The 14502-nt window shown below is 67.5% G+C and carries 9 protein-coding genes; 8 read left to right on the top strand and 1 reads right to left on the bottom strand.

Going from position 1 to position 14502, the window contains the following annotated elements; genetic code table 11:
• Nucleotides 1-105 precede the first annotated feature (105 nt).
• Nucleotides 106-3537, bottom strand: a complete 3432-nt coding sequence (carB, locus tag LXB15_RS10425; protein ID WP_233953002.1) for a carbamoyl-phosphate synthase large subunit — start codon at nucleotides 3535-3537, stop codon at nucleotides 106-108.
• A 384-nt stretch (nucleotides 3538-3921) separates the two neighbouring features.
• On the opposite strand from carB, the gene LXB15_RS10420 reads away from it, so the two are divergent.
• The 8 genes from LXB15_RS10420 (at nucleotide 3922) to LXB15_RS10385 (ending at nucleotide 14445) form a co-directional block, all read left to right on the top strand.
• A complete protein-coding gene (locus LXB15_RS10420) occupies nucleotides 3922-5358 on the top strand; it encodes a UbiA family prenyltransferase (protein ID WP_233953001.1) in 1437 nt (478 codons plus the stop codon).
• Entirely contained in the window at nucleotides 5351-6766 is a 1416-nt protein-coding gene (locus LXB15_RS10415) for an FAD-binding oxidoreductase (RefSeq protein WP_233953000.1), read from the top strand. Before LXB15_RS10420 ends, LXB15_RS10415 begins: the two co-directional genes overlap by 8 nt.
• Nucleotides 6767-6848: 82 nt before the next feature.
• Entirely contained in the window at nucleotides 6849-7280 is a 432-nt protein-coding gene (locus tag LXB15_RS10410) for an EamA family transporter (RefSeq protein ID WP_233953127.1), read from the top strand.
• Nucleotides 7277-8290 carry an NAD(P)-dependent oxidoreductase gene (locus LXB15_RS10405; protein ID WP_233952999.1) on the top strand — a complete coding sequence of 338 codons (1014 nt, stop codon included), beginning with the start codon at nucleotides 7277-7279 and terminating at the stop codon, nucleotides 8288-8290. Before LXB15_RS10410 ends, LXB15_RS10405 begins: the two co-directional genes overlap by 4 nt.
• Nucleotides 8291-8301: 11 nt before the next feature.
• A complete protein-coding gene (locus LXB15_RS10400; protein ID WP_233952998.1) occupies nucleotides 8302-9756 on the top strand; it encodes an aspartate aminotransferase family protein in 1455 nt (484 codons plus the stop codon).
• Nucleotides 9757-9821: 65 nt separating this feature from the next.
• A complete protein-coding gene (locus LXB15_RS10395) occupies nucleotides 9822-11039 on the top strand; it encodes a hypothetical protein (RefSeq protein WP_233952997.1) in 1218 nt (405 codons plus the stop codon).
• Between the two features lie 9 nt (nucleotides 11040-11048).
• Nucleotides 11049-11804: an FkbM family methyltransferase gene (locus LXB15_RS10390; RefSeq protein ID WP_233952996.1), complete on the top strand. Its 756-nt coding sequence runs from the start codon at nucleotides 11049-11051 to the stop codon at nucleotides 11802-11804.
• Nucleotides 11805-11931: 127 nt separating this feature from the next.
• Nucleotides 11932-14445: an FAD-dependent oxidoreductase gene (locus LXB15_RS10385; protein ID WP_233952995.1), complete on the top strand. Its 2514-nt coding sequence runs from the start codon at nucleotides 11932-11934 to the stop codon at nucleotides 14443-14445.
• Nucleotides 14446-14502 lie beyond the last annotated feature (57 nt).

Below are 14502 nucleotides of genomic sequence, written 5' to 3'. Positions count from 1 at the left end.
GAGCACAATAACAAACCGGTCCCGAACGGGACGATCCGTGCGGAACCAGCGTGACAGCGGACTACGAAGACGTCCGATTCGCCCGTCCGAGCGGCGTGGTTTCAATCAGACAGCGACAAAATACGACTGCAGCGGGCGAACTTCAAGATTGCCCTCGCGAAGCGCCGCGATCGCCTCGGCGGCCGCAATCATGCCCGACAGCGTTGTGTAGTAGGGCACCTTGTGGATGAGCGCAGCACGGCGCAGCGAGCGCGAATCCGAAAGCGCCTTGGCGCCTTCGGTCGTGTTCAGCACCAGCTGCACGCGCCGGTTGCGGATCGCGTCCTCGATATGCGGCCGGCCCTCGAGCACCTTGTTGATCTTCTCGGCGGGAACGCCGCTTTCGACCAGAAAGCGCTGTGTGCCGCCCGTCGCGATGATCCGGAAGCCGAGCGAATGCAGCAGCCGGACGGGCGCCAGCACCCGGTCCTTGTCGCTGTCGCGGACCGAGACGAAGACGGTCCCGTCGCGCGGCAACTCGACGCCGGCACCCAGCTGCGCCTTGGCGAAGGCCAGCGTGTAGTCGTAGTCGAGGCCCATCACTTCGCCCGTCGAGCGCATCTCGGGTCCGAGCAGCGTGTCGACATTGGGGAAGCGGGCGAAGGGGAAGACCGCTTCCTTGACCGCGATATGCTTCAGCCCGTGCGGATCCGGCGCGCCGCCATAGGCCGCGAAGGCCGCGTCGAGGGTCTCGCCGGCCATGATCCGCGCCGCCACCTTGGCGATCGGCGAACCGATCGTCTTGGCGACGAAGGGCACCGTGCGCGAGGCGCGGGGATTGACCTCGAGCACGTAGATGTCCTCGCCCTTGATGGCGAACTGGACGTTCATCAGCCCGCCGACCTTGAGCGCCAGCGCCATGTCGCGCGTCTGCCGCGACAGCTCGTCGGTGATCGCCCGCGACAGCGAATGCACAGGCAGCGAGCAGGCCGAGTCGCCCGAATGGATGCCGGCTTCCTCGATATGCTCCATGATGCCGGCGACATAGGTATCCTGGCCGTCGCTGAGGCAGTCGACGTCGACCTCGATCGCGTCCGACAGGTAGGAGTCGATCAGCACCGGCGATTTGCCCGAGACGACGACGGCCGTGTGCATGTAGCGCTCGAACTGCGCCTCGTTGCGGACGATCTCCATCGCCCGGCCGCCGAGCACATAGGAGGGGCGGATGACGACCGGATAGCCGATCCGCTCGACGATCTCGCGCGCTTCCTCGACCGAGCGGGCAATGCCGTTGTTCGGCTGGCGAAGGCCCAGCTCGTTGAGCAGCCGCTGGAAGCGGTCGCGGTCTTCCGCCAGGTCGATCGCGTCCGGCGAGGTGCCGAGGATCGGGATCCCGGCGCGCTCCAGCGCTTCGGCGAGCTTCAGCGGCGTCTGGCCGCCGAACTGCACGATGACGCCGACCAGCGTGCCCGCGGTCTGCTCGACGCGCAGGATCTCCAGCACGTCCTCGGCTGTCAGCGGCTCGAAATACAGCCGGTCCGACGTGTCGTAGTCGGTGGAGACGGTCTCCGGGTTGCAGTTGATCATGATCGCCTCGTAGCCGGCGTCGTTGAGCGCGAAGGCGGCGTGGCAGCAGCAATAGTCGAATTCGATGCCCTGGCCGATCCGGTTCGGGCCGCCGCCGAGAATGACGACCTTCCTGGCGCTGCTCACCTCGGCTTCCGAGCGCAGCGCGCCGGCGAATGGCCGTTCGTAGGTCGAATACATGTAGGGCGTCGGCGAGGCGAACTCGGCGGCGCAGGTGTCGATCCGCTTGTAGACGGGGTGGATGTCGAGCCGCTCGCGCAGCGCCGAAACCGAGGCTTCGTCGGTGCCGGCAAGCTTGGCCAGCCGCGCGTCGGAGAAGCCGGCGGACTTCAGGAAGCGCAGATTGTCGGGGTCCTCGGGCAGGCCGTGCTCGCGGACGCGTTCCTCGAGGTCGATGATCGCCTTGATGCGGGCGATGAACCACGGGTCGATCTTGCAGGACTGGTGCACCTGCTCCGGGCTGGTGCCCATGCGCAGGGCCTGGGCGACCATCAGCAGCCGGTCCGGCGTCGGGGTGCCGAGCGCGGCACGGATGGCGTTCTTGTCGTCGCCTTCGCCGATGCCCGGGATCTCGATCTCGTCGAGCCCGTCGAGGCCGGTCTCCAGGCCCCGCAGCGCCTTCTGGAGCGATTCCTCGAAGGTCCGGCCGATCGCCATGACCTCGCCGACCGACTTCATCGCGGTGGTCAGGATCGGCTCCGCGCCCGGGAACTTCTCGAAGGCAAAGCGCGGAATCTTGGTGACGACGTAGTCGATCGACGGCTCGAACGAGGCGGGCGTCGCGCCGCCGGTGATGTCGTTGTCGAGTTCGTCCAGCGTGTAGCCGACGGCAAGCTTGGCAGCGACGCGGGCGATCGGGAAGCCCGTCGCCTTCGACGCCAGCGCCGAGGAGCGCGACACGCGCGGGTTCATCTCGATGACGACCAGCCGGCCGTCCTCGGGGTTGACCGCGAACTGCACGTTCGAACCACCGGTCTCCACGCCGATCTCGCGCAGCACCGCGATCGAGGCGTTGCGCATGATCTGGTATTCCTTGTCGGTCAGCGTCAGCGCCGGCGCGACGGTGATCGAATCGCCGGTGTGGACGCCCATCGGATCGACGTTCTCGATCGAGCAGACGATGATGCAGTTGTCCGCCTTGTCGCGGACCACCTCCATCTCGTACTCCTTCCAGCCGAGCACGCTCTCCTCGATCAGCACTTCCGTGGTGGGGGAGGCGTCGAGCCCGGTTTCGACGATCTCGAAGAACTCCGAGCGGTTGTAGGCGATGCCGCCGCCGGTGCCGCCGAGCGTGAAGGATGGCCGGATGATCGCCGGCAGGCCGACCTCGTCCAGCGCTTCCGCGGCCGAGCCTAGGGCGCGCGACATGTAGCGCTGCTTGCGGTCGGGCTCGCCCATCAGCCAGTCGTGCTCGAGCGCGGCAAGCCGGGACTCGCGTTCCGCGTCGTCGGCGGTCTCGGCGATGATCTCCGCCTTGCGCTCGTCGTGGACGCGCCGGTCGGCGGCCTTGGCCTCGGTGGCATTGGCCAGCATCGACTTCGGCGTCGCCAGCCCGATCTTGGCCATCGCCTCGCGGAACAGGGCGCGGTCCTCGGCCTTGTCGATGGCGTCGGCGTCGGCGCCGATCATCTCCACCCCGTATTTCTCCAGGACGCCCATGCGGCGCAGCGACAGCGCGGTGTTCAGCGCCGTCTGACCGCCCATGGTCGGCAGGATCGCGTCGGGCCGCTCCTTGGCGATGATCTTGGCGACGATCTCCGGCGTGATCGGCTCGATATAGGTGGCGTCGGCAAGATCGGGATCGGTCATGATCGTCGCCGGGTTGGAGTTGACCAGGACGATCCGGTAGCCCTCTTCCTTCAGCGCCTTGCAGGCCTGCGTTCCCGAATAGTCGAACTCGCACGCCTGGCCGATGATGATCGGGCCCGCACCGATGATGAGGATCGTCTTGAGGTCGGTGCGTTTCGGCATGGGAGGGCTAAATCCGCTGTTGTTGCGTGCCGAAAACCCGGATCCCGCGCAAAGCGCGGCCGGCGGCAGGTCGTTCCTGAGAGGCTGAGGCCGCCTTATAGGGAAGAGCGAGCCGATCCGGAAGGGCGGAATTGGCGAAATCCGCGACTTGGGCGTAATGGCCGCTGCCGCGGCCCGGACGGCCGTCCGCCGGCGCCCCGCCGCGCTGCCGCCTTTCCATCAAAAGCGGCTCTCCGAATTGGCGATTTGTTGACTCCCTTTGCAGCTTCACCTTCCGGAGCCACCGCCGGGACGGGCAGAATTCACCCGGTCGAAACCCGCTTCGGTTCACAACGGGGGATGGACTTCACGCGATCCGATGCAGGGTGCGACAGGAGGCATGCCGTGGACGCCAGGGCGCCGCAGACCGACCGACCGATTTTCGTCGACCTCGACGGCACGCTGATCCGCAGCGACCTCTTGTGGGAGACGCTGTTCCTCGTGGCGCGCCAGAACCCGGCCGTGCTCTGGCGGGTCCCGGGCTGGCTGTCCGCGGGCAAGGCCCGGCTGAAGGCGGAACTTGCGGACGGGTGCGAGTTCGACGCCGCGCTGCTGCCCTACCGGCCCGAAGTCATCGAACTGCTCCGCCGCGAGAAGGCCGAGGGCCGCACGATCATCCTTGCCACCGGCGCGAACGAGAGGCTGGCGCACGCCGTCGCCGAGCATCTCGGCCTGTTCGATGCGGTGATGGCGTCCTCGGACGCGGTCAATCTGACGTCGCAGCGCAAGCTCGACCGGATCCTCGCCGAGCACGGCGATCAGGAATTCGACTATGTCGGCAATTCCCACGAGGACATCTGCCTTCTCGAGAAGGCCGCGACGGCGACGGTCGTGGCGCCCGACAAGACGGCGCATCGCTGGCAGGCGCGGACCGGCTCGGCGCGGATTGATGCCGATGCCGGCGCCGGGAGGGCGGCGATCAGGGCGATGCGGCCGCATCAATGGCTGAAGAACGTCCTGATCTTCGTGCCGATCGCGCTGACCCACGAGTTCTTCAACCTCGAGATGCTGCTCGCCGGGCTCCTGGCCTTCGTCAGCTTCTCAGCCGCCGCTTCCGCCGTCTACATCTTCAACGACCTGCTCGACCTGACCGCCGACCGCCGCCACAAGACCAAGCGTGGCCGGCCGCTGGCGAGCGGCGCCCTGGCCATCCCGACGGCGCTCAAGCTGGCGCTCGGCCTGCTGGCGCTATCGGTCGGCATCGCGACGGTCCTGCCGATCGAGTTCGCCGTCGTGCTGGCGGCCTACATGCTCACCACGACGGCGTACTCGTTCTTCCTCAAGCGCATGCTGCTGATCGACGTCCTGACGCTGGCGGGGCTCTACACGACGCGGATCATCGCCGGCTCGGAGGCCGCGGGCGCCGCCTCGTCGTTCTGGCTGCTGGCCTTCGCCATCTTCTTCTTCCTGTCGCTGGCGCTGGTGAAGCGCTTCACCGAGCTGCAGGATTTCGGGGTCGGCGCACATCGCTCGAAGACCGGGCGCGGCTATGTCGATGCGGACCTCGAGACGCTGTCGCAGGCCGGCATGGCATCCGGCTTCGCCGCGGTCCTCGTGCTTGCGCTCTACATCGACAGCCCCGCGATCCGCGAGCATTTCGCCGTGCCCTATCTCGTCTGGCCGCTCTGCCCGCTGGTCCTCTACATCATCGTGCGGATCTGGATCCTCGCCCGGCGCAACGAGATGCACGAGGACCCGGTGGTGTTCATCATGCAGGACTGGCGCAGCCAGATGATGATCGGCCTCGGCGCCACCCTGTTCCTGCTCGGCGCCTATGTCTGAAGCGACCTATCCGAGCTGGGGCCGGCTCCGGCCCACCCGCCGCAACGCGGTCCCCGTCGCCGCGGTCGGTGCGCTGTCGCACAGCGCCGACGGCAGCCTGCTCCCCTACGGCAACGGCCGCTCCTACGGCGATTCCTGCCACAACGATGCGGGGACGCTCATCGACAGCCGGGCCCTGTCCCGGATCCACGACTTCGATCCCGTCGCCGGCACGCTGACGGCGGACGCCGGCATCCTGCTCTCGGCGATCACCCGCCATGTCGCCCCGTCCGGATGGTTCCTGCCGGTCACCCCCGGCACCCAGTTCGTAACGTTGGGCGGGGCCATCGCCAACGATATCCACGGCAAGAACCATCATCGGCGCGGCAGCTTCGGCAACTGGGTCGAGAGCATCGAACTGGAGCGCTCCGACCAGGGCCTCCTCACCTGCAGCCGGCAGGCGGAGCCCCAGCTCTTCGCGGCGACGATATCCGGCATGGGCCTGACCGGGCTCATCCGGGAGGCGACGATCCGCCTGCTCAAGGTGCCGTCCCTGTCGATCGACGAGACGACCACGCGCTTCGACTGCCTCGATGCGTATTTCGAGCTCGCCGAGGCCGCGGACCTCCGGCACGAATATGCCGTCGCCTGGATCGACTCCCTCGTCGGCGGGCGGTCTCTCGGCCGGGGCCACCTGATCGCCGGCGACCATGCCGCCGAGGGCGACCGCTCCGGCGTCGCGGCGCGCCCGCTCGCGACCATTCCCTTCACGCCGCCCGTCAGCCCGCTGCGGGGGCTCGGCCTTTCGGCTTTCAACGAGGCCTATTTCCGGCGCTCCCCGAAAGGCTCCCGGCAGCGCATCGTCCGCTTCGACAGCTTCTTCTATCCGCTCGACCGGATCGGTGGCTGGAACCGCCTTTATGGCCCGCGCGGCCTGCACCAGCACCAGAGCGTCGTGCCGCTGGAAGCCGGGCCGGAGACGGTCCGGGAACTGATCCTGCGCGCGCAGCGGGCCGGGCAGGGGTCCTTCCTGACGGTCCTCAAGCGGTTCGGCGCGGTGGCGAGCCCGGGCCTCACCAGCTTTCCCCGCGAGGGCTACACGCTGACCCTCGATTTCCCGCATCGCGGCGAGGCCACTTTGAAGCTCCTCGCCGAGCTCGACGCCATCACCGTCGCCGCGGGCGGGGCGGTCAATCCCTACAAGGATGCGCGGATGTCGCCGGCGACATTCGCGGCCGGGTTCCCGCACTGGGGCGAACTCGAGGCACTGCGCGACCCGGCCTTCTGTTCCGACTTCTGGCGGCGGACAGCGCTGCAGCTGGCGCCGTCCGCAAGCGCGGACGTTAAAGTTCAAGCCGAGAAACAAAGCCAAATTTTACCCTGTCATTACGTAGGGTCGTCCGGTGCGGCAAGTATTCGGCCCTATTAACGCTCTCAAAGGGTCGAGGCGGTAATTTCGCCCCGTCGCGGCGAGCCGGATGACGACCCGCCTCAACCAGGTTTTCACGATGATGAAGTTCCTCCCGTTCATTCTCTTCACGGTGCTGACCAATGCGGCGGCGCAGCTGATGCTGAAATACGGCATGATGCAGCTCGGTCCGCTGTCGTTTGCCGGCGTCAACCCGCTGTTCAAGATCCTGCAGATCGTCTTCAGCCCGTGGGTGTTCTTCGGCCTGTGCGTGTTCGTCGTCTCGATGGCCTCGCATCTCTACGTGCTGTCGAAGGTCGAGCTGTCCTACGCCTATCCGTTTCTTTCGCTGGCCTACGTAGCGGTGGCGGTGTTCGCCTATTTCGTCTTCCGCGAGGACCTCAACGCCATGCGCGTCGCCGGCATCGCGCTGATCTGCGTCGGCACCGTGTTCATCGCCCAGGGCGGCTCGCCCATCCATGGCGAGGACGAGGTCGCCGCGCTTCCTGCCGATTCCTCCGAGGTGTCCCGATGAAGCATATCCTGTTCGGCGGCGACGGATTCGTCGGCCGCCACCTCGCCCAGAAGCTGATCGCCGACGGCGAGGAAGTGGTCGTCGCCGACATCCACCGCAGCGACCTGCCGCACTACCGCCGTTCGCGCTTCATCGAAGCCGACGTGACCGTTCCGGCGGCAGTGCGCGCCGTGCCAATCGAGCCGGGCGACATGGTCTACAACCTCTCGGCGAAGATGCTCTCGCCGATCCAGGTGCGGGCCAAGCGGCACGATTTCTTCTATCCGGTGAACTATCACGGCACCAAGCACATCATCGAGGCGATGGATGCGGCGGGGGCGAAGGACCTCGTCCACTTCACCACCGACATGATCTACGGCCACACTGTCATCTATCCGATGACCGAGGAGCACCCGGTCTCGCCGCTCGGTGAATACGGCCAGTCGAAGCTCGACACCGAGCACCTCGCCGCCGAATGGCGCGAGCGCGGCATGAACATTTCGCTGTTCCGGCCGCGCCTGATCATCGGACCGGGCCGGCTCGGCATCCTCGAAAAGCTGTTCAAGCTGGTCGACCGCAACCTGCCGGTGCCGATGATCGGTTCGGGACGGAACCCCTACCAGTTCATCTCGGTCTTCGACTGCGCCGAGGCGGCACGGCTCGCCTGGAAGGCCGGCGTTCCGAACGAGGCCTACAATCTCGGCTCGCTGAACCCGCCGCCGGTCCGGAAGCTCTTGGGCGACCTGATCAAGCATGCCGGCTCGAAGTCGCTGCTCGTCCCGACGCCCGGCTGGGCGGTCAAGCGCACGCTCGACCTGCTCGACCGGCTCAACATGCCGCTGATGGACCCGGAGCAGTACCTGATCGCCGACGAGATGTGCGTGCTCGACGTGTCGAAGGGCGAGCGCCAGCTCGGCTGGGTCCCGCAGTACCGCGACGCGGACATGCTGATCGCCGCCTACACGGAATACCGCGCCAGGCGCGAAGGCCGGCAGGACGACGCCGAAGCCTCCATCCAACCCGCCGAATGAGGAGCGCCGCCATGCTCGACCGTCCTGTTGTGACCGCGCCTTCGCTCGAGGCCCCGCTGCGCCGCGGGCCGGCCAAGCCGAACCTGCTCACGGTCGAGGAGGCCAAGGCTCTCGACCCGCAGTCGATGGCGGATCTGTTCAAGGACCACATCAACCCCGGCCAGTTCCACTTCATGAAGCTGCTCGGCTTTCACAAGGTGAAGGTCGAGAGCGCCGAGGGCATGTACTACACCGACCAGAACGGCCGGAAGATCCTGGATTTCTTCGGCGGCTTCGGCTCGCTCGCCTTTGGCCACAACCACCCCCGGATCATCGCGGCGCGCCAGCGTTTCCAGGACGAGAAACGGCACGAGATCGCCATCGCGTTCCTGTCCCAATACGCCTCGGCGCTGGCGAAGAACCTCGCCGCGGTCAGCCCCGGCAGCCTCGATATGGTGTTCCTCGGCTCGTCCGGCTCGGAAGCCATGGAAGCGGCGGTCAAGGTCGCCGAGCGCGCCTCGGGCCGGAAGAACTGCAAGATCGTCCATGCCGAGAACTCCTTCCACGGCAAGACCAAGGGCGTGCTGTCGCTGACCGACTCGCCGCTCTACCAGGGCGAGTTCAAGCTGGTCGAGAACCGCTACAAGGTCCCCTTCGGCGATCTCGAGGCGCTCACCGCCTGCGTCGAGAGCGATCCCGACATCGGCGTCGTGGTGCTGGAGACGGTGCAGGGCGGCGGCGGCATCGTCCAGGCCTCGACCTATTACTGGCAGGGCGTGCGCGCCCTCTGCGACAAGCACAAGGTGATGTGGGTGGCCGACGAGGTGCAGTGCGGCTACGGACGCACCGGGCGCTTCTACGCCTTCGAGCATCACGGCGTCGTGCCGGACGTCACCGCGCTCGCCAAGTCGCTCGGCGCCGGCAAGGCGGCAGTCGGGGCGATGATCGCCCGCCGCGAGGTCTACATGAAGGCCTACGGCACGCCGAAGACGGCGATGATCCACGCCCAGGCGACCTTCGGCGGCATCGGCGAGGCCTGCGTCACCGCGATCGAGGGGCTCAACGTCCTCTATGACGAGGACCTGATCGGCAATGCCGCCGACGTCGGCGCCTATCTCATCGAGCGCCTCGAGACGATCCGGCAGAAATACCCGACGATCATCAAGGAAGTGCGCGGCCAGGGCCTGATGGTCGGGCTGGAGTTCCAGGACTTCTCGCGCACCCTGCCGCTGGCGCTGCGGCCGATGGTGGCGATCCTCGACGACAAGCTGAAGGGCTCGCTGTCCGGCTTCATCGGGGCGCTGCTGCTGCGCGACTACGACGTCCTCGTCGCCTTCACCGAATACAACCGCAACGTCATCCGGCTGGAGCCGCCGCTGATCTGCGGCGAGGAGCATGTCGACCAGTTCTGCGACGCGCTGGACGACCTCCTGTCGCGCGGCATCGTGTCGATCGTGAAGGACTTCGTGAAGTCGCAGATGGGCTGAGCGGCGGCGACCTCGCCGCTCGCCCGACGCCTGCCCGAAATCAACCTGACGCGGGGAAGCCCGGCATGAGCATCGCAACCAACTTCCACCGTCCGATCGATTCCGGGCCGATGCGCGAGCTCGGCCGCCGCGTCGCCGCCTTCGTCACCGCCCGCGTCGTCTCGCGTTTCGCCGTAGGGACCTTCGCGCTCTTCGTGCTGCTGTCGGCGCTGTTCGGCCTGATCAAGCCCGAGCACAACTGGGACATGGCCCCCTACATCGCCGCCTCGCTGGAGGACCGGTACCAGGAACCGCAGGCCCTGCACGCCGCGGCGTGGGAGGCGACACGCTACGGCATCTCCGACTTCCAGTGGTACGAGATCACCCGCGGCAACACCTACATCGTCGACCAGTTCGCCAATCCCGACCACTTCGTCTCGCAGTTGTCGATGTACCGGGTGAAGCTCGGGTATATTCTCGCGCTGCGCTATCTCGATCGGTTGGTCGAGCCGGTGACCGCGACGGCCATCGTCGCCAGCCTGTCGACGCTGGCCGTCGGCCTCGTCCTGCTGGCCTGGGCCGTCCGTCACGGCTTCTCCCAGGCCCTGCTGCTCGCCGCGCCCGTGCTGCTGCTTGCCGGCTATTTCGACATGGCGATGCTGGCGACGCCCGACATGATGATGGCGGCGTTCGGCATTCCCGGCATCTATCTCGCTGCGAAGGGCCGCTACTGGCTGTCGGTGCCGTTCCTGCTGGCCATGTTCCTGGTGCGCCCCGACGGCATCATCTTCCTGTTCGCGCTGCTGCTGGCGGCGCTGGCGTTCGGCCGGGGGCGGCTGCCGATGCTGCTCGCCTTCCTCGCCGCGGTGCTGCTTTACGGGCCGATCGCCGAAGCGGCCGGGCATCCCGGCTGGTGGCCGCACTTCTACTTCTCGAACATCGCGCTGCAGACCGACATGCGCGGTTTCGATCCGGCCTTCTCGGTGCTCACCTACCTGCACGGCATCGTGCGGGGCATCAATGTCGGCCTGCGCTTCAACAACTGGCCGGCGATCATGGCCCTGCTGCTGCTCGGCTGGCTGCTGCTCGCCGCCCGGAACCGCGGCGCCGACCGGGGCGGCACCCTGATGCTGACGGCGCTGCTGCTCTGCTTCATCGGCAAGTACGTGACCTTCCCGCTGCCGGACGACCGCGTCTACTTCATCTTCGTCGCGCCGTTCCTGATGATCCTGCTCGAGGCCTGGAAGCCGGATTTCGCGACCTCCACCGCTGCCCTCGCCACGCCCGCCCGCGGGCCCAACTGAGAAACCGCCATGTCCCGTCTGTCGCATGCCGCTCGCATCGCCGTTTCGCTGGGGCTCCCGGCGGGCCTCCTCGACCGCGCCCCCGCCCTGCTGGGCACGCGCTACCTCGCCAAGGCGGCGATCCGCGCGCGCTTCGGCCGGGGTAAGCCGTTCGTCATGGTCAATGTCGGCGCCTGCGACGGCGTCCTCTTCGACGACGTCACGCCCTGGCTGCACCGCATCCCCAATGCCCGCGCCGTGCTGGTCGAGCCGATCCCATACAATCAGCAGCGCCTGCGCAGGAACTACCCGGATACGGAGCGCTTCGTCATCGAGCCGGTGGCGATCACCCGCGAGACGGGGACGATCTCCATTCGCACCTTCGAGGCGGAGGCGCTGGAAGCCGGCACGCTGCCGATCGAGTTCATCGGCTGCTCCTCGGTCACCGATACCAACTTGATGTCCGGCAAGGATGCCTGGGGCACGGAGGACGCGAACTTCTCGAACTTCGCTCACCACCTGAAGGACATCAGCGTGCCGTCGGAGCCGCTGCAGACCGTTCTCGACCGCAACCGGCTCGACCACATCGACGCCTTTCTGGTCGATTGCGAGGGCGCCGACTGGATGGTGTTCGACCAGTTCGACATCGCCCGCTACCGCCCCGGCATGATCAAGGTCGAGATCGGCGCCCTGCCGGCGGCGGAGATCGGCAAGGTGATCGTCAAGCTGAAGACCGCCGGCTACAGCGTCGGCTTCTACGGCGAGGACGTCTGGGCCTTCGCCTGATCGCCGCCGGGCGCCCGGGCCGGCCACCGAGGTCGCCGCCGGCTTTGCCGGTGTCGCAAATCGGCGCCACGTCTTTCGCGCCGCCGCGCTAAGCTCGCGTCTGCGAAGAGGCGGGGAGTGGCAGGCGATGGAATCGCGCGCGCGGGCGGTGGTGATCGGGGGCGGGGTGGTTGGCGTATCGACCCTCTACCATCTGGCGAAGAAGGGCTGGAGCGACAGCATCCTCGTCGAGCGCAAGGAACTGACGTCCGGCTCCACCTGGCATGCCGCCGGGCTGCTGCCGCTGTTCAACATGAGCTACTCGGTCGGGCAGCTGCACCGCTATTCGGTGCGCTTCTACCGCGAGCTGCAGGAAGAGACCGGCATGAATGTCGGCTTCTCCAACGTCACCAACATCCGCCTTGCCCGCACCAGGGACCGCTGGGACGAGTTCCAGTATTATGCCGGCATCGCCGAGACGATCGGCGTCAAGGTCAACATGCTGACGCCGGATGCGGTGAAGGCGGTCTGGCCGCTCTGCGAGACCGACGGCATCCTCGGTGCGATCCAGCACCCGGATGATGGCTACATCCAGCCCGCCGACCTGACGCAGGCGCTGGCCAAGGGCGCCCGCGGTCTTGGCGCGAAGATCTACCGGAACACGGCCGTGACGGCGATCGGGCAGCTCGCCTCCGGCGAATGGTCGGTGACGACCGACAAGGGCACCATCGTCTGCCAGCACGTCGTCTCGGCGACCGGCAATTTCGCCCGCCGCACCGGCCGCATGGTCGGGCTCGACCTGCCGGTGATCCCGGTGGAACACCAGTACATCGTCACCGAGCCGCATCCGGCGATCGTCGAGCGCAGGCGCCAGGGCCTGCCGGAGATGGGCGTGCTGCGCGAGAGCGACTCGTCCTGGTACATGCGCGAGGAGAACGGCGGCCTTCTGCTCGGCCCGTACGAGAAGGGCGCGCCCTGCTGCTATATCGATGGGCCGGACGATGCCTCCGAATACGAGCTGTTCCAGGAGGACCTCGACCGGCTGATGCCGCATGTCGAGGCGGCGATCGCCCGCGTTCCGGCCTTCGGCGAGGTCGGCATCAAGAAGGTCTATAACGGCGCCATCGCCTACACGCCCGACGGCTCGCCCATCGTCGGCCCGGCGCCCGGCCTCGACGGCTTCTGGCTGAACGAGGGCCATTCCTTCGGCATCACCGCGGCGGGCGGGGCCGGCTGGCAGCTCGCCGAATGGATCGTCGACGGGCAGCCGACCGTCGACATGGTCGGCGTCGACCCGCGGCGCTTCGGCCCCTACGCCACCGAAGGCTACCTCATCGCTAAGAACGAGGAGGCCTACGCCAATGTCTTCACCACGCATTATCCCGACGAGGAGCGCCCCGCCGGACGGCCGCTAAAGACCTCGCCCTCCTACGACCGTCAGAAGGCGCTCGGTGCCGTCTTCGGCTCGGTCTACGGCTGGGAGCGCGCCAACTGGTTCGCGCCGGAGGGCCTCTCGGTCTCGAGGCAGGAGCTCGACCTCGGCGCCGAGGTGCTGACCAACGAGAACCACGCGCCGGCGGACTCGAACGGCGTCATCCGCGAGAAATGGTCGTTCCGCCGCTCAAACTATTTCGAACATGTCGGCAACGAGGTGAGGGCGGTGTCGGAGGTCGTCGGCCTGCTCGACCTCACGGCCTTCGCAAAGATGGAGGTCTCCGGCCCCGGCGCCCGTGCCTGGCTCGATTCGATCCTCGCCAACCGCATCCCTAGGACGCGGGGCCGGATCGCGCTCTGCCATCTGCTGACCGAGACCGGCGGCGTGCGCGCCGAGTTCACCGTCTACGAATGGGCGCCGGGCCGCTTCTATCTGGTGTCGGCCGGCGGCTACGAGCGGATCGACCACGACAATCTGCGCCGGCTCCTGCCCGCCGACGGCTCGGTCTCGCTGACCCTGCTGACCGAGCGGTTCGGCGTGCTGGTGCTGGCGGGGCCGCGCGCCCGCGACGTGCTGGCGAAGCTGACGCGCAGCGACCTTTCCAACGCCGCCTTTCCCTGGCTGACCGGCAAGCCGATCTCTGTCGGGATCGCCAGCGCCCATGCACTGCGGGTGAATTTCGTCGGCGAGCTCGGCTGGGAGCTGCACCACCCGATCGGCATGCAGAACGCGCTCTACGACGCGCTGATGGCCGCCGGTGCCGAGTTCGGCATCAGGCCGTTCGGCATCAGGGCGATGAACGCCATGGCGCTGGAGAAGTCCTACCGCCAGCTGCCGCGCGAACTGTCCATCGAATACAACGCCTTCGAGTCGGGACTCGAGCGGTTCGTTCACCCGAACAAGGGCGACTTCCTCGGCCGCGACGCGGTGGTGCGGGCGCGGGAGGAGGGGCTTCGCTGGTGCTTCGCGACGCTCGAGGTCCACGATGTCGCGGACGCCGATGCTCGCGGCTCGGAGCCGATCTATGCCGGCGGCGTCATGGTCGGGCGCGCGACCAATGGCGGCTACGGCTGGCGGGTCGGCAAGAGCCTGGCGCTGGCGATGCTCGAGCCGGCCCATGCGGCGCCGGGCACGCGGCTGGAGATCAGGATCCTCGGCAGGCTCCACCCGGCCACGGTGATCGACGAAAGCCCGTTCGATCCGGACAACGAGCGTCTGAAGGCCTGACGCGCCTCAGGGCAGTTATCCACCGTCGGATCGAGCCGGCATCGCCGGCCCGCCGGG

The sequence above is a fragment of the Aurantimonas sp. HBX-1 genome, assembly GCF_021391535.1.
Taxonomy (GTDB): domain Bacteria; phylum Pseudomonadota; class Alphaproteobacteria; order Rhizobiales; family Rhizobiaceae; genus Aurantimonas.
The sequence above is the reverse complement of the archived record's forward strand: the minus strand, read 5'-3'. Positions and strand labels throughout refer to the sequence as shown.

Coding starts and splice junctions, on each gene's coding strand:
- LXB15_RS10415 (WP_233953000.1), top strand. CDS start 5,351: ATGTCTGAAGCGACCTATCCGAGCTGGGGCCGGCTCCGGCCCACCCGC.
- carB (WP_233953002.1), bottom strand. CDS start 3,537: ATGCCGAAACGCACCGACCTCAAGACGATCCTCATCATCGGTGCGGGC.
- LXB15_RS10395 (WP_233952997.1), top strand. CDS start 9,822: ATGAGCATCGCAACCAACTTCCACCGTCCGATCGATTCCGGGCCGATG.
- LXB15_RS10390 (WP_233952996.1), top strand. CDS start 11,049: ATGTCCCGTCTGTCGCATGCCGCTCGCATCGCCGTTTCGCTGGGGCTC.
- LXB15_RS10400 (WP_233952998.1), top strand. CDS start 8,302: ATGCTCGACCGTCCTGTTGTGACCGCGCCTTCGCTCGAGGCCCCGCTG.
- LXB15_RS10405 (WP_233952999.1), top strand. CDS start 7,277: ATGAAGCATATCCTGTTCGGCGGCGACGGATTCGTCGGCCGCCACCTC.
- LXB15_RS10410 (WP_233953127.1), top strand. CDS start 6,849: ATGAAGTTCCTCCCGTTCATTCTCTTCACGGTGCTGACCAATGCGGCG.
- LXB15_RS10385 (WP_233952995.1), top strand. CDS start 11,932: ATGGAATCGCGCGCGCGGGCGGTGGTGATCGGGGGCGGGGTGGTTGGC.